This window comes from Poriferisphaera corsica (genome assembly GCF_007747445.1).
GTDB lineage: Bacteria > Planctomycetota > Phycisphaerae > Phycisphaerales > Phycisphaeraceae > Poriferisphaera > Poriferisphaera corsica.
Map to the genome: position 1 here is coordinate 834884 of NZ_CP036425.1, position 22000 is coordinate 856883.

Genomic DNA, 22000 nt, shown 5'->3' on the forward strand with positions numbered 1-22000 from the left:
TATGCAGTCGTTTTTTAATTCACACACATGAACACTTGTATTTGTACCGATTGCACCGATCCGATCATGTCCATTCGGCTTTTTCTAATGCCCTTAACTCATTGTGTCTTCATCATTTCCTGAAACCTTCCCGATATCACAAAGAACCACAGCTATGTTGTGACCAATCGTGTCATGCGTGGAGTAGGAATGAAACATCTCAAGACCACACAATATCTTTCAACGCGCCTCATGTTTGCCTTATTCCTGGGCGGCTTTCTCGTTGCCATCATTCTCACCATCACCAATTGGCAAACCAATTCCCAAAATTTCCAGTATCGCTTCTTATCTCAAATGGAGCAGCGCCTCGATATACTTGCTAGCCAAGTGCAGCTTCAATTAGTCGCTTCAAATAAACCCGAAGCAAAGCAACTGATCCAGCAATTCCAACAGAGCCCGGAAATCGAAACCGTCCGTCTAATTCAGGCACGTTCGTTGGCAAATAATGAAAGAACGCATTATCCGCAGGCAAAGGATCATATTCATGAAATCAACAGTGCGATCTGCGACATTAATATTGCTCAGCAGAGCGTTATTCTCTACACATCGCTAACTGCAAATGAAACGAAATGGAACATTCAAGCCAGAATCAGCACTGAAAACTATCAACAGCAACTGCTTCAATCCAATCTTTTGAATGCAGCTTCAGCGCTGCTCGTAATTTTTGCCGCCGCTATCGTCATAGCTTACATTATCCGCAAATCACTCATGCTTCCCTTTAAGCAACTCCAAAAAATTATCAAACATCAAGCTCCTGCCAAAGTTCTTCAAAGGTATGGCATCATGCATCGCAATGAGTTTGGTATTCTCGCTACCGAAATCAGTCAACTCATTCACACAATCGATCAAGAAAACGATAGCCTTAAAAGCCTTGCCAACGCACACACCGATCTCTATCAAAATGCCCCTGCCGCATTAATCAGCATCGATCTTGAAGGTTGCATTGAACATGCCAACCTCCGAGCCACTCATATGCTTGGCCTCGCGAATTGCAACGCTATGTCCGATGTCGATGCCTTCAATTACATCTATCCTTCAGATCGTCCCCTGCTCAAAGAGACACTCGATCGTCTTACTTGGCAAGACAACTGCCGCTGCAATATCCGTTTGCTTACACAAGTAAGCGAACAGCCAATCGATGTTGCGATTGAGGCCATTGGAGTATACGACGAACTCGGCAACCTATCCCATGCCCGCCTATCGCTCACAGATATCAGCCGTTCAAAAGAATTACACCGTCAACTACAAGATAAAACCTACCTCATGAATCTTGTCGTTGATCACATGTCCGATGGCATCCTACTCATCAATCGCGATAATAAAGTTGCCGCCATCAATCAACGCATGTGTACTCTCCTTCAAAGCGCACCGGAGCATATTCAAAACATAACCTACAACTCTCACACTTTCTGGGATAAACTCAACATCAAAGATCACGATGCGTTTATTCAGCAGGTTACTAATATCGAAGCGGATAATCAGCGCCCCGCGCAGGAACGTTTCGTCTCGCCACATTGCACGTATCTATTCCAAGGCATCCCCGTTCATGATGGCCTCGATAATCAACAAGGCCGCCTCTGGGTTGTATCAGAATCCCCCGATACCGAACATAATTCTCGTCTCATCAATCAGCACAATCAGCATCTTTCCGCCATCAAACATATGGCCGAAGAACTCACCAAAGCAAAAACAATCTCCGACCTCCTCGAAGCGACCGTTTCTCAACTCAACAATTTCTTTGATGTTGAAGCTGTTGGCATCGCGATCCGTGATAACAACCCCAACTCTCGAACCACACAACTGATCAACAGAAAATCAAACATCTGTGAGATCGCGCCTAATCGTGAGATAGCCCAAGCTGTTCAAACCGGCCTCATGCCCGAAATACTTGCCTCACCCGACTTCGCCTATTGGCCCGATCTTGATCTCAGTAAAGGCTTCTGGGTTAACAACCAGCGCAGCAACGGCTGGAGACAAACCTTCTCAAACGCTCGTTTCACATCACTCGCCGTTGGCCCTCTCATCGATAATTGCGGTTCCGCACAAGGCATCATCTGGTGCGCACAAAGATCAGGTGAGCGTTTTGATCGACACGAAATGCTCATGATCGAAATGATCACACCACTCATCGAAGCCCGGCTCGAAGTCGTCCAGATGCAGGAATCTCTTCAAGCGATCGACTTGATCGACCCCATTACCAGCCTACCCAATCAACAACAGTTCCACCTCGCCGCAGAACACTTCGATCATGCCACAAATTCCACTTGGTCATTACTCCTCATCGAAGTCGACAACTATCAGTCATGTCGCCAATCATTTAGTCACACCATCGCAAACAATCTTCTCACCCAAGTTGCCACACTCATAAAAAACAACACGCGGCGTAGCTGCTTCATCGCCAATTACCAAGGCCCCATCTTCGCCATTCTCATCCCTGAAACCGATCCGCAAAATCTCAACGAACTTGCCGAACGTCTCAGTTCACTCGCGACCACAACAACATTCAACCTCACCAGCGACCCCGCCCACGCCGTCGTGACATCCTTCAGCATCGGCGCTGCCTCATCCATCACCGATGGCCCTTCTATCACCAAAATCCTGGCCCGTGCAGTCACACGTCTCGATCGTGCTCGGAAATTGGGTCGCAACCATATCGTCTGTACCGATCCCGCCAGCATTTCGACTGCTAGCTGATTCAGCAGCAACCTTGCCTTTGGAAGCTCAATAATATTCACTTCTAGTAGATTGCATGAGCTTTGTTGAGAATACGAAACACACCTCACATTTCTCAGAATTAAGCTGATGTGTTGAATTCTGTAAACATCTGATGTAACTCTATTCCAAGTATCAATTTACATTTGTTTTAAGCCGGTCGATACTCATCGCCATGTTGTCCCATTGCCACATCTCACTTCAGCCCACCCACACCTTCTAATCAGATTACTATACCAGATATTATCGTAAGTTTTAACTAAATAATGACTTATGGCGTACGGTAAGCCTCGCCAGCCCCGCGCGGACGTTTGGCATGCCCTTTGAAGTAACTCTACCGTTGCCCGGATATGGACACAGACGCAAACAGGGCGGGGATTAAAAGAGACGGACAAGGGGGCGGGAGAAGGAGTTACTAAGACGTATGGAACAAACAAATTTTCATTCTGAATTCCAGACCAAGCTCGCTGATCTTATGAAAGAGATCTCAACGCTCCCCAAGACCGAGCGCACCAAGCTCGCTGATCTTGCAGGCAAAACGCAGCAGAAGCACACCGAGCTCAAAAAGACCGTGGATGGCCTTCAGGAGTCACTCGACTACCTCCGCCTGTCCATCAAGTACCTCGTCTTCGACCTCGAAGCCACACGCCGCGAAAACTCATACCTTCGCAAGGTCATCGAAGAAGAAGATCAGACCCCAGAGCCCGGCAACGACCTCGGCTCGGACGATTTTTCCTCAGGCGATCTTAACTTCTAATCTTTACCACTGACTACTAATCGAATGCAGCGTATTCCAGAATGCCGCAAAGACCCGCACTTTACCGTGCGGGTCTTTTATTATTCATACTACTCACGACCCGTTTAACCCGAGGTTACACACTTTTTTCCCCATTTATAGACCAATAATCCGCACTCTCACTTTAGATTGCCCGCTTATTGCACCGAAGACTATCATGTGCCCGAATAAAATAGGGAAACCTGTTGTTTTCTCTAGAGCTAATTGCGTCGTTATTTGGCACGCCTCAAAGCGTAACCTTCTGCAGCAGACCCCTGTTATGACTGCTGTTTAGCGAAATGACCGATGAATTACTGCTTCAGGTATTTTCGCAAGACGCTCAAAAATTCTCAGCGCACTCAAACGCATCCAACCACGCAAGATTTCAACGGTATTTCAAGGTCCGAATAACTCAAACCATCAGGAACTATCCATGCAGGACGCGAGCAAGATCCATCATCCACTCATGAGCATTCAAACCCCACAGATGATGCCCGGCCACACCACCGCCTCTCCCTATCAATCACCCTCTCTCGCCGCACCCATCCAACGCATGCGCGAGATGACCATTGACGAACTACTCCTCGAAAACCGCATCGTCTTCCTCGTCGGCGAAATCAACTATCAGTCCGCCACCTCAGTCATCATGAAGCTGCTTCACCTTCAGAACGTCAAGCCCAGCGTCGACATCCACCTCTACATCAACTCGCCCGGCGGTGCCGTCGACGACACACTCGCCATGTACGACACGATGAACTTCCTCAACTGCGACGTCAACACCTACTGCATCGGTAAAGCCATGTCTGGCGGTGCCGTCATCCTCGCAGCAGGTACCAAAGGTAAACGCTTCGCACTCCCGCACTCCAAAGTCATGATCCACCAGCCATACGGCGGCGTCTACGGCCAAACCACCGACGTCCAGATCCAGGCCGAGGAAATCCTCAAGACCAAAGACGTCCTCAACGGCATCCTTGCCAAGCACACCGGCCAAGATAAAGCCACCATCGAAGAAGATTCCGAACGTGATAAATTCTTCGCCGCCGCCGAAGCCAAAGAATACGGCCTCGTCGACGAAGTCATCGAAAAGCGTCCCGATGAAGTCAAAAAGGGTGCCCACTCCTAATCCCCCCCTCAAAAACAAAATCAAACCACCCCAAGCTCGCTTGCCATAGCGAGCTTTTTTATTTTCCTTCCCCCTTCCACCCCATCTCACATTTACTCATCCTTTCGTTCCCTACCGTCTGATAAACTTCACATTCAACCCGATATATTTCCCTCAAGCCTGCCACCGCCGGTGGCAGGGTGTCTGAAACATATCCACACACCACCAAGATCTAAAACAAAAAAATTCAAAACGCGATACGTCTTACCTAGCGCTAGCACCACATTCATGCTCTCTTCCCCCAATCAACTCTCCCTCTCACCACACCGATATCACCACTATGGCCGGCTGCATGATGCACGAATAAGCTGCCGCCTGAGTAGAAAGATACACACAACTTCCCATTAGTTGCGCCTCGCGCGCAACCCCATAATCATGTCGGATCTCAGGCAGGGCAGGGGCGGAAGGGCCGACATGATTTTTACACGCAAACAAACAGGCACGTTCAATAAAGCAACTCAAACAAATCAGCCATCGCGTCGTGGCATGCCAAGAAGATTACATGACTCAGACTAGGTTACAATGCTTGTAAACAGTATTTTCATTTGCGGTATCCCTTGCACTGACACGAACAACAAGTACTAACCAGGAGTTAGCCCATGCCTTGGTTCTACCTCGTCTTAGCAGGCCTCACCGAAATTATCTGGGCCATCGGCCTCAAATATACCGAATCCTTTACTCGCCCACTCCCAACCATCGGCGTCATCATCGCCATGGCCATCTCCTTCTTCTTTCTCTCGCTTGCACTCAAAGACATCCCCATCGGCACCGCCTACGCCGTCTGGACAGGCATCGGCGCAGTCGGTGTCGCTATCATCGGCATGATCTACTTCGGTGACCCCGTTAACACCCTCCGCATCATCTTCCTTACCCTCATCATCGGCGGTGTCATCGGCCTCAAACTCTCCACCATCTACGCCAAATAAAAAAGCAGTCTTATAGGCTGCTTTTATTACTTATTCGTGAATTGCTTTAATCAGTCCAGCTCCACCGGATTCTCCAAAACCCGTATCGTCTGAGCATCCGCGTCAAGCTCAACCATCGCCCCGTTCGGCAATGAAGCATTGTACTTATGATGTCCTGTTGAAAAATGTGCTATTACAGGGATACCTAAGTCTTTGAAGTAATGATCTAAAACTTCATCTAAACTCTGGTCGCCTTCATCACCACCCGCTCGTGTAAAGTGACATAAAACCACACCATTCAGTTCATCCAACCGACCCGCAAGTTTCATCGTGCTGAACATTCTATCTAGGCGATAGGTCTTCTCACCAACATCCTCAACATAAAGAATGTTCCCTTTTGTCTCGATCTCATAAGGCGTGCCCATCGTTGCCGCGACCAATGATAAGTTGCCTCCAACCAATCGTCCGCTCGCTTTCCCACCATGCAATGTTCGTATCGCAGGCATCCCCTCCGGACGCTTCTTTGGCAACTCAATCACATAACCTTCTTTACCCTCTTTATATTGCTCCGCCATAATCGCTCGGAAGAAATATTTTGCGGAAAAATCACTCAGATTCCCCTCACTACCCAACCCATACATCGTGTTCGGCGTGTGAAACGTAATCAATCTCGAATGACGGCCAATCGCCAAATGCAACCCAGTAATGTCGCTGAACCCTATCAGCATCTTCGGATTTGCTCTAATCACCTCATAATCCAATTTGTCTAGCATCCGAGTAGTTCCATATCCACCCGTACCCGGAAAGATTGCATCCACTTCAGGATCCGTAAATGCATCCATCAATTCTTGTGCCCGGCGTTCATCACTCCCCGCCAAATACCCATTCACGCGCCAAATATCTGATGCCTGCTTCGTCTTAAACCCCATCGCCTCAAGCCGCGCCTTTGCGCGCTCCATGCGTTGCTTATTCATAGGGCTCGCCGGCGCCACAAACAAAATCGTGTCACCCTTTCTTAACGCTTTAGGCTTGATCCACTCACGCTCTTTCATCTCTATACCTGCATCCTCATCATGCCCCATCGCAGCACCACTCATGCTCAGCACACCTACCGCAAAGCACATCATCACACACAGCATCCATCGGCCCATATCAAAGCTCCATCATTGTCTATTCGCATGCAGACATCGCAGCCCGCTCTTATACAGACCCACACAACACCAATCGGTCTCTCATGCCCCATATCTACCACACACACCGCTCAATTCACCAAACCTCACTTCGATTTCAGCCCACTCATCTTACCCGATATCAGCTTTCTTTTGAATGATTTCCATACATTTGCCATTCAAGCCCTCACTCCTCGCCTCCTTCAAGCCTAACCCCCCCGACGCCCGATAAATCCACCATGATCCGTTCCGCACACATCATGATGCTCACCGCAGCCGCCCTCCTATGCTTCGGCCTCCTCATGGTGCAATCTGCTGGTATGTATGTCGGTGCCACCGATATCCAAACCACAGCCGACGTCACCACCTCTTGGACCAACTACCTCTCCAAGTTCCTCACCTCCTCCACAGCCCTCCACGCCGCCCTCGCCATCCTCGCCATGCTCTTCGCTTCACGCATCAACGTCCGCCAGTTCTTCACCTCTCGTGGCCTCACCAATCCCCTTCCATACCTCATTCTCATCGCTTTCGCCCTCGTGATCCTCACCCAAGTCCCAGGCATCGGCAGAGAAGTCAATGCCTCCAAGCGTTGGCTCGCCATCGGCACCTTCACCTTCCAGCCCTCCGAAATCGTTAAATGGGTCATGATCCTCGCCATCGCCTACTGGTGCGCCCGTAAACGCGGCATCATGCACCGATTCCTCCCAGGACTCTTCCCACCCATCATCCTCATCGCTATCGCCTGCGGCCTCATCGTCATCGAAGACCTCGGCACCGCCGCACTCATCGGCCTCGTCTCATTCTGCCTCCTCTACGCCGGCGGAGCCCGTATCTACCAGCTCATCCTCCTCGCCGTCCCCGCACTCGCCGCCGTCTACTACTTCATCACATCCTCCTCCTATCGCATGGACCGTATCACCGCCTTCCTCGACCCTTGGGCCGATCCGCAAGGCACAGGCTTCCACCCCATCCAATCCATGACCGCCATCGCCGAAGGCGGACTCTTCGGCAAGGGTCTCGGCAACGGTGTCCGCAAACTCGGCTACCTCCCCGAAGACACCACCGACTTCATCTACGCCATCATCTGCGAAGAGCTCGGCATCTTCGGCGCCATCGCCATCATCGTCCTCTTCACCGTCCTCCTCTTCACAGGTCTCGGCATCATCCGTGAAACCCGCGACACCTTCGGCCGCCTCGTCGCCCTCGGCTTTATCCTCACCATCACAATCCAAGCGCTCATCAATGTCGCCGTTGTCACCGTCGTTATCCCCACTAAAGGCATCGCGCTCCCCCTCGTCTCCAAAGGCGGCACCGGCTGGATCCTCACCGCCTTCGCCATCGGCCTCGTCGCTTCCCTCGACAACGCGCACCACCTTGAAGCATCCCCCATCGATTCCCCTCTGGAATCCCCCCAACTCTCAACCGCCTAACCACACATCATCTTTCTTTCTCAGTTCTATAATCCAGTCCCTGATCCCACATGCAAGCATCAAGCCCATGACCGCCGGTCATGGGGTGTCCTACAACCGACTTCCAATCGCCTGCAATCATGACTTTATCAATAGCCGCCGCGACACTTCGCGTCGCGCCGATAAGCTCACAGCAGACCTGTGAATGTGCAAATGCTCAATTCCCCCCCCCCCCCCCCATCAAAGCCAACCCACTTTCTCCTTTCAATCTACGTCCTTACGCACTTCCGATCTCCAGCGTTTCTCGCACTAGCACCAGCCACTAGCACTTCTTCCAAAAAATCCTGCTAAACTATCCCTCTCCCTCAACCTCACCACCAAGGAGCGACCCACATCATGGCCAAACGCACCATCATCTTCGCAGGCGGCGGTTCAGGCGGCCACATCTTCCCCAACATCGCCATCAACGAACAACTCATCGACCTCGCACCCGACTCTGCTATCCACTATCTATTGTCTAATCGTCCGATAGACGCTGATATCGCCGCCAAAAACGATCTGCCCTACACCGCCCTTCCTGCCGTCCCTTTCAACATCCGACCACGCAAATTCCTTAACTTCTATAAAAACTATAAAGCTTCTCAACAACACGTCATCTCACTCTTCCGCCAACTCAATCCCACCGCGCTCGTCGCCACCGGCGGCTTCGTCTCCGCACCCGCCGTCAAAGCCGCCAAAACGCTCAATATCCCCATCGCACTCGTCAACCTCGACGCCATCCCCGGCAAGGCCAACCGTTTCGCCGCAAAAGACGCCACAGAAACCTTCTCCGTCTACCCCACTGGCCACCTCCCCCGAGCCAAACAAATCGGTCTCCCCCTTCGTCAATCCGCACGCATCCAAAAGGAACAAGACCTCGCTCGCCTCGACCTCCATCTCGATCCCGGCAAGCCCACTCTCCTTATCTTCGCCGGTTCCCAAGGCGGCCAAACCCTCAACAAAATGATGATCGAATTCGCCTCACGCACCAACGCCCGCAACCTCCTCACCGATTGGCAAATCCTCCACATCACCGGCCAAGCCGATTACGAATCCGTCAAAAACGTCTACACGCAACTCAAAATCCCCGCACGCGTCGAGCCTTTCTGCAACCAGATGCATCTCGTCTGGGCCGCCGCCACCCTCGCCATCTGTCGCTCCGGTGCTGGCTCCGTTGCCGAAGTCTGGGCCAATGCGATCCCCACCATCTTCCTCCCATACCCCTTCCATAAAGACAATCATCAACAAGCCAATGTCGAACCTCTCGCCGCCACCGGCGGCGCCCTCGTCCTCAAAGACCTCATCGAGCCCCACCTCAACGCTTCCCAGCTCATCGGCGCCCTTAAAGCCCTCGTCACCAACGAAGCTCGTCGTGAGAAAATGATCGCCAGCCTCAAAAACACGATCCCCGTCGACGGCGCTGCCGAAGTCGCCCGTTGGCTCCTCACCGCCTAATCACCAGTTAGGCACAAAACCATTGTTGATCATCAAGCCCACGACCCTCCGGGGGCCGGTCGTGGGGTGTCTTGCAACGATCATCCATTTGCCTGCAACTCAAATAACCACCACGATATTTCACCGTGCGTCAATAAAATCTAGTGATACCGACCTCGACTCACTTACCTTTAACTCAAAGTAGCCATTGGCTGATAGCCCGCCGGTTTTCATACCCTGGAAAACCAATTAAAAAAGGTCGGCTCATAAGAAACCGACCCAAAACATCTATCACTCTCGTTGATATTTTTAATACGTTACTGCAAAGTTTTTCTGCGTCACCGTCCCCGCTTGGTATGACTCAACATGCCCATCTACAAACCCCAAGTTGCAAGCACCCGAATCCAATTGCTGATTATCACCACCATGACGATACCTCAATGCACCTGGAACTGAACCCGTCGCGCCTGGTTCCAAATCCCGGTTATATGTCAGCGGCACTTCTCTGTCCGGTTCCTTCTCACCCGGATCATTTGGCTGGAAGATAAAATCACCATACGACCACATCGGCTGAGATTCATTCGTATGCCATAAAATGAGATCCGATGCTCCTTCGTAACCTTCCGATTGGTATTTTCCTTGGTTGCTATCGCCCAACATCAAAATCTCTGACGGACGTCTGATCTCATCTAATTTACGCTGTGCAAATACCGGATCATTTGAATCATATGGACCTGCGGAGTCCCACCAGTGTACGGACTTCAATACGCCTAGATTCGCCCCATAACTCACCTCACGATAATCTTCTACCGGGATTACAATGGATGGGCACTCATACACCGCCACCATTCCCGATCGTGACTTGGTCGCCATATTCGGGTCGGTCGAATCATCGATCCCCATATGCTTTCTGATCGCTGCCGGCCACATCTGCCCGTCCCAGCCTGACGCATCGTAGGGTGCCCAAGCATAAGGTAAAAAAGCGTCGTTATCTGACGCGTATGTATAGATCGCGATGCCAATTTGTCGCAAATTCGATTTGCACAGCAATCCTTGCGCTGTATTTCTCGCCGCACCAAGTGCCGGCAGTAAAATGCCAATCAATAACGCAATAATGCTGATTACAACCAGTAATTCGATTAATGTAAAACCGAACCTATGCATTGCCCGTGTCTCATGTCGCATTGTGCTTTCGCTCCTGTTTTGACGAAATATCTAAGCCGAAATGACCAGAAAGAAATGTAAACGCTTACATAATATTATTCACTTTCCATGTAAATGCAACATTCCATTGCCAAAATACTCAATATAAATGCTTATTTGCCAAATAAAATCCACCATTTGATCCATATTTGGTATTTTCTTGAAGAATACAGGATTTGCATTTATTTTGTAAACGCTTACAAATAGGTATTTTGGCTATTTTTGCACACTGGCAGCCTAAGCCAATGCGCTGAAAATCAAAACGGGAGCTTACGCTGAAAATTTCCACACATGGATCCCTTCGTAGACATCGAACACAAATCTTCAATGGTGTCTAGCCTTCAGACATCACTTGTTAAATAACATTTATTCAGCGAACAGAAAAAGAAAAAACCATAGAAGCAAATCGCTCAGCAAAAGAGGTCATTCCGCTCATTACCTCTTATCCGTTCGTGTCAGTTATCAAGCGGCGCAAATACCATGCCAAAAAGCATCGATTACAAACTGCGCGCACAAACACGAAAAACCTAAATTCACTTATGCGCTTTTATTTACTTTTCTCGCCATTCTTTGATGAGAACACGCCAATGTTGAGCTGTTTCTTCTCAAAGAGGCCCAAAATGGATACAGGAAAACCCTGTTATTTCTCTTTTTGTGCGCAGAAACCCGATGAAATCTGCCTACTTTAAACCGAATATGCTCAGCTTACGTCTTATCTTAACAATCGAGTTAGCCTAATGCCCATACCTCATTCAAGCTGCCTAAATGATTGTCTGAAATCCGCGTTAAACCTATACTGCCCTCTACTCAACCCGCCACTCAGGGAGATCATCACACATGGCCACAGACGAGACATCGATGAAAGATATTGATATCAAAAGCATTACGAACGTAGCCGCCGATGTTGAGCAGTACCTCATCGACTTCCTTGATTCACGACCGCTCCCAAACAACCTCCGCGAAGCCTGCAAATACGCGCTGCTCGGCGGAGGCAAACGCCTGCGGCCCGTACTCGTTATTCAGTCAGCACTTGCAGTCGGGGGTTCTCTCCAAAACGCACTCCCACCCGCGGCCGCAATCGAGATGATTCACGCCTTTTCACTTGTCCACGACGACCTCCCAGCCATGGATGATGACGACCTCCGACGCGGCCGCCCTACGCTCCACAAGCACACAGATGAGGCGATGGCGATCCTTGCAGGGGATGCGCTGATGGGGCTTGCATTTGAGCTGATTACCACGAAAATCGCAGATTCGACGCTTGCGACGCGGATTGTCGCGGAGCTTGCCACGGGTAATAACAACATGATTGCTGGGCAGATCTATGACACGCTCCCCGACTTCGAGGATGGTGTTGAATCGCTTGAGCGGTTGGTGACGATTCATAAGAATAAAACCGGTGCGTTATTGCGAGCATCTTGCCGCATGGGGGCGATGACCGCGGGCGCTAACGATAAACAAATTAACGACTTAACCCAGTATGCCGATGCGATCGGCTTGATGTTCCAGGTTGTGGATGATGTCTTGGATGTAACCCAGACGACTGAACAACTCGGAAAAACAGCGGGTAAAGATGTTGAGCAGGACAAGATGACCTATCCGGCTCTAATGGGATTGGATAAATCACGTGACGAGATCGAGCGGCTGCATGCTGAGTCGATTCAAGCACTTGCGGGTTTCGGTGAAAGCGCGGATGCTTTGCGTCACTTGTCGGATTACATGGCAGTTCGCCAACATTAAGCATGCTGCATGGGGAGGCGATGATTGGTAAAATGGGCTGCTGAATGATGGCTGCGTGTATTTGTTTGGTTAAATACGTGTATAGGCCATGGGTGAAAACTGAATGAGACGCTGTTTAAGTCTAATAACTGATTAGGCGTGAGTCCTGTGGGACTCAATGAACGGATGTTTGGTTTGGCCCGGAATTGGGTGGGTGTAAGGGTGGAGGTAAGGGGAGTGAGAACCAAAAGCGTTGTAAGTCCTCAGTAAATAACCTAATTGCGTATATGGTAATAGGTTATATCCCTGAATGAATTTCAGACTGACACCTGACAGCGCCGATAGAGAGGGGTAAAATGGGTCTTGATTGACCGCCGAGCCGTATGGGGATTACAGCAAGTATTGTTGCTGTGAGAACCATGACGTAAACCAGTGGGCGGGTTACGGGTCGGAATGAACAGTTGTCTGCGATGTGAAGTATGAACAGACAGACGCCCGTGTTGTGACATTCATTGCGTTGGATGTTTATAAATGACCAAGAGCAGTATGGAAATCATGAAGGATGTGGACGACGCGTGTGTGCGCAAGTCGGCAGTTGTCATGTTTTCATGTTGCAGGCGAATCAAGGGTAAAGCGGCGAACTGGATGAAAGCCGCGGCCGACTATCTGCATGTATGATTTTGCGCTGTAATGTATTGCGCATGTTGTACGTCGTGTGGATCAGACGGCATTTGCCCGAAAAGAAAGGCTAAGGACATGCCTCAGGATCTTTTGAAGACCATCAACGGTCCACACGATTTGAAAGCATTGAGTGTTGATCAACTCCCGCAATTGGCAGATGAATTGCGTGAGTGTATCTGCGATCAGATTTCAAGGACGGGTGGACACTTTGCATCGAATTTGTGTGTGGTTGAGTTGACGATTGCGCTGCATTACGTGTTTGATTTTGCGCAGGATCGTTTGCTGTTTGATGTTGGGCATCAGTGTTATCCGCACAAGTTGTTGACGGGTCGACAGAAGCTGTTTCCTGAATTGAAGACGAAGGGCGGGATGGCAGGGTTTCCTGAGCCGCGTGAGAGCGAGTTTGATTTGTTCTCGGTGGGTCATGCTGGGACGGCGATCCCGACGGCGGTTGGTATGGCGATCGGTGATACGGCAATCGGCGAGGGGCATCGGCGGTGCGTATCGATTATTGGCGATGCGTCGATTATTAATGGCGTGTCGATGGAGGGGATGAATTACGCGGGGACGCTGAACCGGCAGTTCCTGACGATCTTGAATGATAATGGGATGGCGATTGGTGATCCGCAGGGCGCGGTGGCACAGTATTTTGATCGCATCCGTGTGAGCCACACGTTTGATGATTTGAAGAAGCGGGGTAAGGAGATTCTGGAGATGATCCCGGGCGGATCGTATCTGGAAGATTTTTATCATCGTTCGGGTGAGGTGATTAAGGCAGCGATTTCGACGGGCCATGTGTTTGAGCATTTTGGTCATGTGTGCGTTGGGCCGCTGGATGGTCATGATTTGCCGACGTTGGTGGATTTGTTTAATGAGGTGAAGGACATTGAGAAGCCGATCTTGCTGCATGTGAAGACGGTGAAGGGTAAGGGGTATGTGCCGGCGGAAGGAGATCCGTTTAGGTTCCATGCGCCGAAGGCTGGGGTTGTTGTGAACGGGAATGGTGAAAAGAAGGTTGAAGAGGCTTTATCTAAGGGTGAGTTAGAGAAGAGCGACTGCTCGGTGGTGAAGAAGCCTGCATGTGGGGGCAAGTCGTTTACGGCTGCGTTTGCAGATGGGATGAAGGGGTTGATGGCGAAGGATGAAAAGGTATACGCGATCACAGCGGCGATGCCTGACGGCACGGGGCTGGATAAGGTGGCGGAGGCGTACCCGGATCGGACGATCGACTGTGGTTTGGCAGAGAGTTTGGGGATGGATATGGCGGCAGGTATGGCGAAGAGCGGGTTGAAGCCGTTCTATGCGGTGTATTCGACGTTTAGCCAACGGGCGCTGGATCAGACGTTCCAGGAGGTCGCATTGCAGGGCTTGCCGGTCCGTGTGTGTATGGACAGGGCAGGGTATGTGGGCGGCGATGGGGCGATGATGCACGGGTTTATGGATATCGCGATGAATGCGGTGTTCCCGGACGTTGTGATGATGGCACCAAGCGATGAAAGCAATTTTAATGCGGGGTTGGAATTTATGCGGGGGTATGAGAAGTCAGCGACGTTTATCCGTTATCCGCGTGATGTGGTGGCGGCTGAGGAGTTGCAGGCGGATGTGCCTAAGTATGAGTTAGGGAAGGCGAACCTGATTAAGAAGGCGAAGGGCAAGAAGCCTGACGTGGCGGTGTTGGCGTATGGTGTGATGGTGTATACGGCGGCTGAGGCTATTCGAGAGTTAGAAGGCCAGGGTTATGATGTTGCTTTGTATGATGCACGGTTTGCCAAGCCTGTAGATATGGGTTTGGTCACGGAGCTGATTGAGGGCGGCATCCCGGTCGTGACGGTCGAGGATCATGGGATTGTCGGCGGTTTCGGCACGATGGTGCTGGAAGGCTGCAATGAGGCTGGTCTGCGGACGGATAAGCTTAAGCGGATCGCACATCCAGAGAAATGGATGTATCAGGATTCACGCGGCGGTCAGTTGAAAGATGCGGGTTTGGATGCGACAGGAGTTGCAAGCACGATCCGTAAGTTTCTTGACAAGCTGAGCCACGATGTGAATGTGGATGTGAAAACGAAGTCGTCACAGCAAGTCGCCAAATAATCTCCCCCCCCTGTTTCGCAAGCGAGGAGTGGGCGTGTGGTTGTAGGCCTTTTGTTTCGCAAGTGAGGAGCGGCGTGAGGTTGCAGGCAAGGGATTTAATTTGAGGCTGTTTTGTTGGCGAGTCATTTAATAAATATTCAAGGCCGCATACGAAAGTGTGCGGTTTTTTTATGAGAGGAATCAGTAGAAACAGTGAACAGGTATGTTCAAAGCTAAAGGAGTTGCAGAGATTTTGTTTGTTGGGATAACACCCTGCTACCGGCGGTGGCAGGCTTGAGGTGTGTGGCGTTTGATGAAGGGGCGATAAGGATGGGGCAAGGGGGGCAAATTGCAGGAGGAGGATGAGGTTTAACGATGTTAATGAGATCAGGGGTGATGTTTGAAACGGTTTGCTGCGTCTGTGTTGTGCTTGTGTTGTAATCATCAATCGGGTCTGTGGGAAATATGACAATGGGTAAGCTGGCTGTGCGCAAGAGCATGGGTAAAGATAAAGGGCGTCGTCATCGCAGGAGTGGAAATGAGGGGAGAAACAGGGGGGGGATGGGAGTGGTTTGGAAATTGAAAATGGCGGTGAGGTTGGTGGTTTATGGGTTGGCGGTGTACTTGCCGGTGATGGGGGTTTGGCTGTGGTATACAGGTTACGGGGCGAAGGAGTTGTTGAATGCGGGGGGGATGTGGATGACACCGATGACGAGCTTTCTGATGACGCCGATGACAGTGATGAGGGAAGATGGGGTTGTGGGTGAGATCGGGATGATGTGGGGTGTGATTGCGGTGGGATTATTGGTGTTGATGGGGTTGCACTTATTGAGTCGGCTGTTGGGTGGTTGGCGAGGGATGAAGTGGGAGAGTTTGATGTTGCTGCTGGTGGGCAGTTATTCGGTGGTGTGCAGCTGCTATTGGTTAGAGGTGTTGGCGCGGGTGTAATCCCCCCCCCTGTTTCGCAAGCGAGGAGCGAGTGTAAGGTTGTAGGTGATTCGTCTTTCTCTTCTGCAGGTGGAAGGCGCGAGCGAGGGGCGGGAAGGTGTTGTAGGCGGCTAACATATCGTTGGGATGACACCCCACGACCGGCGGTCGTGGGCTTGTTTTTTAGGCTTAGATATGAAGCTTTGTCTAATAGATGGTTAGTTTATTTATTTTGTGCCCTTTGGCCCACCGTCTTGGAAGTACTTTTTGTGGAGTGCGGATTCGAGGTCGATGTTGTTGATGTTTGCGAGGGTGGTGAGCCATGCGATGACGTCGGCGAATTCTGATTCGAGGTCTTCCTGTGTCGAGCCGCCGGAGGTGTCACCGCCCTGGCCGTTGACTTTGTGGAGGGTGGTGGCGAGTTCGCCGATTTCTTCGATGAGCCACATGAAGGTGCCGGGGGTGCCGCGCTCGGCGTCTGTGGCGTAATAGCGGTCACGGATGTGCTGCTGGAAGGCGGCGATGGTGAGGGGGTCTGTGGATGGGGCGTTCGCTGATTTAGGGGGGAGATTGTCGCTCATGGAGAGTATTTTAGTGGTGATTTGCAGGAGCGTGAAATAGTTGGGGCTTGATGCGGGTTCAGGGGGATAGAATGTGGCTGTGAATGAGGGAGATATGTAAGGGCATGTGTGGGGGGATGGGGAGAAAAAGTGGGGAATGTTTGCATGTTTGGGGTGAAAAAAGGTGATAAATGGATAGAAGGGTGTTGTGGTGTGCGGAGAAGCGAGTGTGGTAATGAAAGGTTGCAAGATCAGCTTACTTGGTGAGGGGATCAAGGAGTTTGTTATGAGTACCGTTGTGATCAAAATTAGTGGGATGAAGTGTGAGGGGTGTGTGGGTGAAGTGCAGGCGAGGTTGAGCAAAGTGCGAGGGGTGAGAACAGCAGTAGTGGATCTGGCGAGTTGCGAGGCGAGTGTGCAGATTGAGGATGGGGTGGCGGATGTGGACATGCTGATGGCGGTGGTTAAGGACGCTGGGTTTGATGCGGCTCCCGCGTTCGGGAGTTGAATGGTTGGGACGTATTGAGATGGGTTTATTGAAAGTCTAATTAGGAGTTAGTCAGTGGCAAAGGTAACGTTAGATGTGAAGGGGATGCGTTGTGCGAGTTGTGTGAATCATGTGGAGAAGGCGCTGTTGGCATGCGATGGTGTGGATAGTGCGGTAGTGAATTTGCCACTGGAGGAAGCGGTGGTGGGATATGACGACGTGGAGATGGATGTTGAAGAATTGGTTGAGGTTGTTGGTGATGCGGGATATACGGCGGAGGTGCGCGGGGCAGCGGATGAGGAACATCAGCATGGGGATGCTGGGAGTGGTGGACATGAACATAATGAGGTCGGGGAGTGGAAGCAGAAATTGATCGTGGGAGGTGTATTGGGGGTTGTGGTGATGGTATTGGCGATGGGTTGGAAGGGGCAGGCATCGCATTGGTGGCAGTTGGTGCTGGCGACGCCGATCCAGGTTTGGTTGGGTTGGAGTTTTTATAAGGGGGCGTGGAATGGTTTGAAACATAAACGTGCAGACATGGATACGCTGGTCGCGTTGGGGACGAGTGTGGCGTATGTGTATTCGGTGTTTTCGACGTTTTTCGGCGGGGAATATGTGTATTTTGATACGGCGGCAATGATCTTGGTGTTGATTGGTTTGGGGAAGATGCTGGAGGCGAGGGCGAGAGGAAGTGCAGCGAGTGCGATCAGAGGTTTGATGGATTTGCAGCCGCCTGAGGCGGTGGTGCTGCGGGAAGGGAATGAGGTAGTGGTGAGTGTGGGTGAGGTGAGGGAAGGGGAGGTTTGTGTGGTGAAGCCGGGGCAGAAGGTGCCGGTGGATGGGAGGGTTGTGGAAGGTGGGTCGAGTGTGGATCAGTCGATGGTGACGGGGGAGAGCTTGCCGGTGGATGTTGAAGTGGGGAGTAAGGTGTTTGGGGGGACGGTTAATCAGACAGGCGCGTTTCGGATGGAGGCAACAGCGACGGGTGGAAAGATGTTGTTGTCGCAGGTGGTGGGGTTGGTGAAACAGGCGCAGACGAGTAAGGCGAAAGTGCAGCGGATTGTGGATGAGATCGCGGCGGTATTCGTGCCAGCGGTATTGGTGGTGGCGGTGATAACGTTTATCGGGCAGGGGATTTATTGGTGGGGCGAGGTTGGGGGATGGCAGATGGCGATGGAAGCGATGATTGCGGTGTTGATTGTGGCGTGTCCGTGTGCGCTGGGATTGGCGACGCCGACGGCGATCATGGTGGGGACAGGGATTGGTGCGCAAAGAGGGATTTTGATTAAAGATGCGGCGGCGCTGGAACGGGCTGGGAAGTTAACGGATATTGTGCTGGATAAGACGGGGACGTTGACGGTGGGTAAGCCGGCGGTGACGGATGTGGTGTGTATGTTGGGCGAGAGTTGTCAGGATGATGTGTTGCGGTTTGCTGCAGCAGTGGAGATGGATTCGGAGCATCCGCTTGGTAAAGCGATTGTGAATGAAGCGAAAGAACGTGGGATGGTTGTGGTAAGAGCGGAGAAGTTTGAATCGTTGACGGCGGCGGGTGTGAGGGGTGTTGTAGAAGGGCATGAAGTGATTGTGGGTCGGATGACGACGTTGCGGGAGATGGGCGTTGAGGGGATGGATGAACTGATTAAGAAGCGAGATGAGGTTTTGGAGGCGCAAAAGACGGCGGTGGGTGTGGCGGTGGATGGTCAGGCTCGGGGTGTGATCGCGTTTGCGGATAAAGTGAGAGATGGCGCGGTTGAGGTTGTGGCTGAATTGAAGGAATTGGGTTTGAATGTGGTGATGATGACAGGGGACAATGCAGGGAGTGCGAAGGCGGTGGGCGATCGTTTGGGTATTGATGAGGTGATGGCGGAGGTGTTGCCGGCGGATAAGCAGGCGAAGGTGAAGACGCTACAGGGGGAAGGGAAGCGGCGTGTTGCGATGGTGGGGGATGGGATTAACGATGCGCCGGCGCTGGCGAGTGCGGATATTGGGATTGCGATAGGTGGTGGGACGGATATTGCGATGGATGCGGGGCATGTGGTGTTAGTGGGAGATGATCTGAAGAATTTACCACGGGCGATTCGGTTGAGTCGGGCGACGATGAAGCGGATTTATTATGGATTGGGTTGGGCGTTTATTTATAACGTGGTGTTGATACCGGTTGCGATGAGCGGGTATTTGTGGCCGATGTTGGCGGCGGGGGCGATGGCGTTTAGCTCGGTGAGTGTGGTGGGTAATGCACTGTATCTTCGTCTGAGTTGGAAAGATTAAAATGGTGAGTCTAATTAATGATTAGGCTAGCGATATCTGAAGATATGGATACGTTGATTGAGATTGCTGAGGCGACAGGGTTGTTTCGGCCGCAGGAGTTGGAGGAGTTGATTGGGGTGATGGGCGCATATTTTGAAGGGCAATTTGATGAGCATCATTTTTGGGTGGTAGATGAGGAAGATGGTGAGATTGTCGGGGTGGTGTATTATGCGCCTGAACCGATGGCGTGTCATGTTTGGAATACATATTTTATTGCGGTGAGAGAAGGGTGGCAGCGTATGGGCAAGGGCAGTGAGTTGATGGGGGATGTTGAAGAACAAGTGAAAAGAATGGGAGGACGATTGCTGTTGGTGGAGACCTCAGGGTTGGAGCGATATGAGCAAGCGAGGCGGTTTTACAGTCAGTGTGGATATGATGAAGAGACGCGGATACGCGATTTTTATGATGAGGGTGAGGATAAGGTGATATTTCGTAAAGCGCTCTAAGCGTGAGATGGATCATTGTTTGAATAAACAGAAGTGCAAAAAGTCTTTATTAATAGGTTTTTGATGTGATAATAGGGATGGTGGGGTACATCTCAAAATTGAGATATTGCTTGTTGACGAGAAGTATGTTTAAGTACTTCGCGTTGTTTGTATGTGGGTTGTGAGGTGGTGCGGTAAGAATGGGCGTGTGGTTTTGTATTGAAATTTAAGAGATGACTTTTACTAAATCCAATTTTGGGAGGATGAATTATGCCTGTGTGTTTGAGAACGCATTCTTGTGTGATGTTGTTGATAGGTTCTTTGGTTGGTGGAATGAGTGGCGTTGATTGTTTGAATGCGGCGGATGTTAGAACGGTTGCGCTGACGCGGCATCAGGCGGCGGGGACGCGTGATGTGTGGGATGATTTTTATCATTTTACGATTAATGATTGGGGGCAGACTGCGTTTGGCGGTAAGTTGACGGGGAATGCTGTGACTGAAATTACGGACAATGGGATATGGCTTGAAGATTATGGTAATCAGTTGTTAATAGCACGCGGTGGTCAGTCAGCGTGGGGTGCGGATGATGATGCGGTGTTTCGTACGTTGACGAGTCCTCAGATTAACTCGTTGGGTACGGTTGTGTTTAAATCGAGTTTAGAGGGTGAAAATATTAGTAGTTTTCTGAATGGCTCGGCTGTGTTTCGGTATGGTGAAGATTACGGGCCACAGATGTTGTTTCGAACGGGACAGGCATGGGGCGATGGGACACTGGATATTAATAACTTCAGTAGCTTGCGCACGAATGAATCGGGTGAGTATGCGCTAAAGATGGAGTTGAATAAGTTGGGGCAACCATTGGACGGGTTTGTCGTGGTGAAGGGTGATGGACAAACGGTGAAGACGATCGCGGAGAAAGGTAGTTTTGCGGGTGGTGTTGGGAATGGTGTGGTCTATGAGGATTCATTCTTTGCGCCGAAGTTAAATGACAACGGTGATGTTTCGTTTATGGCGCACATTGAAGGTGATGGTGTTATTCAATGGAATGATATTGGGGTTTGGATGAGTCAAAATGATATTCATGTTTTGCAGATGCGTGAAAGAATGAGTGCACCGGGAACGGGGCAGGTATTAGAAAGCATCTCGATTCCCTCGATTAATGATGCGCGAGAGATTGTGTTTAAAGGTGATTTGGTTCCTTTGCTTGGTCATGATTATGATCCGCTGACAGATGCAGGCCTTTGGGGCGGGCATAAAGATGATTTGCAATTGATCGCACGCCGAGGTGATGCCGCGGTGGGTTTAGAGGGATGGAATTTTGGCAGGTTTTTGAATACTAGTATTAATCATGATGGAACGATCATGTTTACCGCTCAGCTTGCCAATGATGTTGAAAGTTTAGAGGAAACCAAGGGGGTATGGCAGCATAAGGATGGTGTGACAAGTTTGATTGCAGGGACGGGTAGCGTGATTGAGGGGTTAGATGATGGTGAGTTTGTGAGGTACGTTTTTGAAGATAGCATCAATGGGTTAGGTCAAATTGTCTTTAGTGCTAGCATCGCGGGGGCAGGAGTTACAGAAGAAGATAATGTTGGGCTGTGGATTACGGGGTTGGATGGCGCGTTGGATTTGATCATTCGGGAAGGTGATTTGTTTGATGTTGATGATGATCCGATTGCGGAAGACTTACGTGTGATCAGTGATATTGCGATGGATGGATGGTCGGGTGGCGAGGAAGGTCATGCGAAGAGTTTGAATGACTGGGGTGAGTTGGCGGTTCGTTTGAATTTTACGGATGGATCGGAAGGTTTGTTTGTGTTTAACACGATTGCAGCGATACCTGAGCCGGGGAGTGTGGCTTTGCTTGGTGCAGGTTTAGTTGGGATGCTTGCTCGAAAGAGAAAGTGTGGTTTGGGGTAATTGAAAATTCGTTGTGATTGATAGGGGCAATCTTTGTCATTGAATGATGTAAAGCAA

Annotated in this window: 16 protein-coding genes; 13 read left to right on the plus strand and 3 right to left on the minus strand. The window is 50.7% G+C overall.

Annotation, left to right across the window (positions count from 1 at the left end; all coding sequences use genetic code 11):
* Positions 1-189 precede the first annotated feature (189 nt).
* From KS4_RS03300 to sugE, 4 genes are all read left to right on the plus strand, one after another.
* A complete protein-coding gene (locus tag KS4_RS03300; RefSeq protein WP_200761519.1) occupies positions 190-2733 on the plus strand; it encodes a sensor domain-containing diguanylate cyclase in 2544 nt (847 codons plus the stop codon).
* A gap of 442 nt (positions 2734-3175) precedes the next feature.
* Complete coding sequence (locus KS4_RS03305) at positions 3176-3508, plus strand: hypothetical protein (RefSeq protein WP_145074596.1); 333 nt, start codon at positions 3176-3178, stop codon at positions 3506-3508.
* A gap of 508 nt (positions 3509-4016) precedes the next feature.
* On the plus strand, positions 4017-4649 hold the full coding sequence (locus KS4_RS03310; protein ID WP_145081401.1) for a ClpP family protease: 633 nt from the start codon (positions 4017-4019) through the stop codon (positions 4647-4649).
* A gap of 638 nt (positions 4650-5287) precedes the next feature.
* Positions 5288-5614 carry a quaternary ammonium compound efflux SMR transporter SugE gene (gene sugE, locus KS4_RS03315; RefSeq protein WP_145074599.1) on the plus strand — a complete coding sequence of 109 codons (327 nt, stop codon included), beginning with the start codon at positions 5288-5290 and terminating at the stop codon, positions 5612-5614.
* A 50-nt stretch (positions 5615-5664) separates the two neighbouring features.
* Here sugE and KS4_RS03320 read toward each other — a convergent pair whose 3' ends face one another.
* Positions 5665-6744, minus strand: a complete 1080-nt coding sequence (locus KS4_RS03320; RefSeq protein WP_145074602.1) for a S66 peptidase family protein — start codon at positions 6742-6744, stop codon at positions 5665-5667.
* A gap of 257 nt (positions 6745-7001) precedes the next feature.
* Between KS4_RS03320 and KS4_RS03325 the strand changes: the two genes are divergently transcribed.
* Both KS4_RS03325 and KS4_RS03330 read left to right on the plus strand, forming a co-directional pair.
* Positions 7002-8192, plus strand: coding sequence for an FtsW/RodA/SpoVE family cell cycle protein (locus tag KS4_RS03325; protein ID WP_145074604.1), 1191 nt, complete (start codon positions 7002-7004; stop codon positions 8190-8192).
* Positions 8193-8567: 375 nt separating this feature from the next.
* Entirely contained in the window at positions 8568-9665 is a 1098-nt protein-coding gene (locus KS4_RS03330) for a UDP-N-acetylglucosamine--N-acetylmuramyl-(pentapeptide) pyrophosphoryl-undecaprenol N-acetylglucosamine transferase (RefSeq protein WP_145074607.1), read from the plus strand.
* A gap of 288 nt (positions 9666-9953) precedes the next feature.
* Here KS4_RS03330 and KS4_RS03335 read toward each other — a convergent pair whose 3' ends face one another.
* Complete coding sequence (locus tag KS4_RS03335) at positions 9954-10808, minus strand: type II secretion system protein (protein WP_200761521.1); 855 nt, start codon at positions 10806-10808, stop codon at positions 9954-9956.
* Positions 10809-11684: 876 nt separating this feature from the next.
* Between KS4_RS03335 and KS4_RS03340 the strand changes: the two genes are divergently transcribed.
* The 3 genes from KS4_RS03340 (at position 11685) to KS4_RS03350 (ending at position 16265) form a co-directional block, all read left to right on the plus strand.
* The gene (locus KS4_RS03340; protein WP_200761522.1) at positions 11685-12587 is read left to right on the plus strand and encodes a polyprenyl synthetase family protein; all 903 of its coding nucleotides are present in this window, start codon (positions 11685-11687) and stop codon (positions 12585-12587) included.
* A 735-nt stretch (positions 12588-13322) separates the two neighbouring features.
* Positions 13323-15338: a 1-deoxy-D-xylulose-5-phosphate synthase gene (dxs, locus tag KS4_RS03345; protein ID WP_200761523.1), complete on the plus strand. Its 2016-nt coding sequence runs from the start codon at positions 13323-13325 to the stop codon at positions 15336-15338.
* A gap of 450 nt (positions 15339-15788) precedes the next feature.
* Complete coding sequence (locus KS4_RS03350) at positions 15789-16265, plus strand: hypothetical protein (protein ID WP_145074616.1); 477 nt, start codon at positions 15789-15791, stop codon at positions 16263-16265.
* Positions 16266-16471: 206 nt separating this feature from the next.
* Here the strand turns inward: KS4_RS03350 and KS4_RS03355 are convergent, their stop codons facing one another.
* Positions 16472-16825 (minus strand): MazG nucleotide pyrophosphohydrolase domain-containing protein, encoded by a 354-nt coding sequence (locus tag KS4_RS03355; protein WP_145074619.1) that lies wholly within the window; start codon positions 16823-16825, stop codon positions 16472-16474.
* Positions 16826-17090: 265 nt separating this feature from the next.
* Between KS4_RS03355 and KS4_RS03360 the strand changes: the two genes are divergently transcribed.
* The 4 genes from KS4_RS03360 to KS4_RS03375 all read left to right on the plus strand — a co-directional run bounded on the left by KS4_RS03360 (position 17091) and on the right by KS4_RS03375 (position 21943).
* Positions 17091-17312, plus strand: a complete 222-nt coding sequence (locus KS4_RS03360; RefSeq protein WP_200761524.1) for a heavy-metal-associated domain-containing protein — start codon at positions 17091-17093, stop codon at positions 17310-17312.
* A gap of 54 nt (positions 17313-17366) precedes the next feature.
* A complete protein-coding gene (locus KS4_RS03365) occupies positions 17367-19559 on the plus strand; it encodes a heavy metal translocating P-type ATPase (protein WP_200761525.1) in 2193 nt (730 codons plus the stop codon).
* Positions 19560-19603: 44 nt separating this feature from the next.
* A complete protein-coding gene (locus KS4_RS03370; RefSeq protein WP_200761526.1) occupies positions 19604-20044 on the plus strand; it encodes a GNAT family N-acetyltransferase in 441 nt (146 codons plus the stop codon).
* A 249-nt stretch (positions 20045-20293) separates the two neighbouring features.
* Positions 20294-21943 (plus strand): PEP-CTERM sorting domain-containing protein, encoded by a 1650-nt coding sequence (locus tag KS4_RS03375; protein WP_145074627.1) that lies wholly within the window; start codon positions 20294-20296, stop codon positions 21941-21943.
* Positions 21944-22000: the final 57 nt, after the last annotated feature.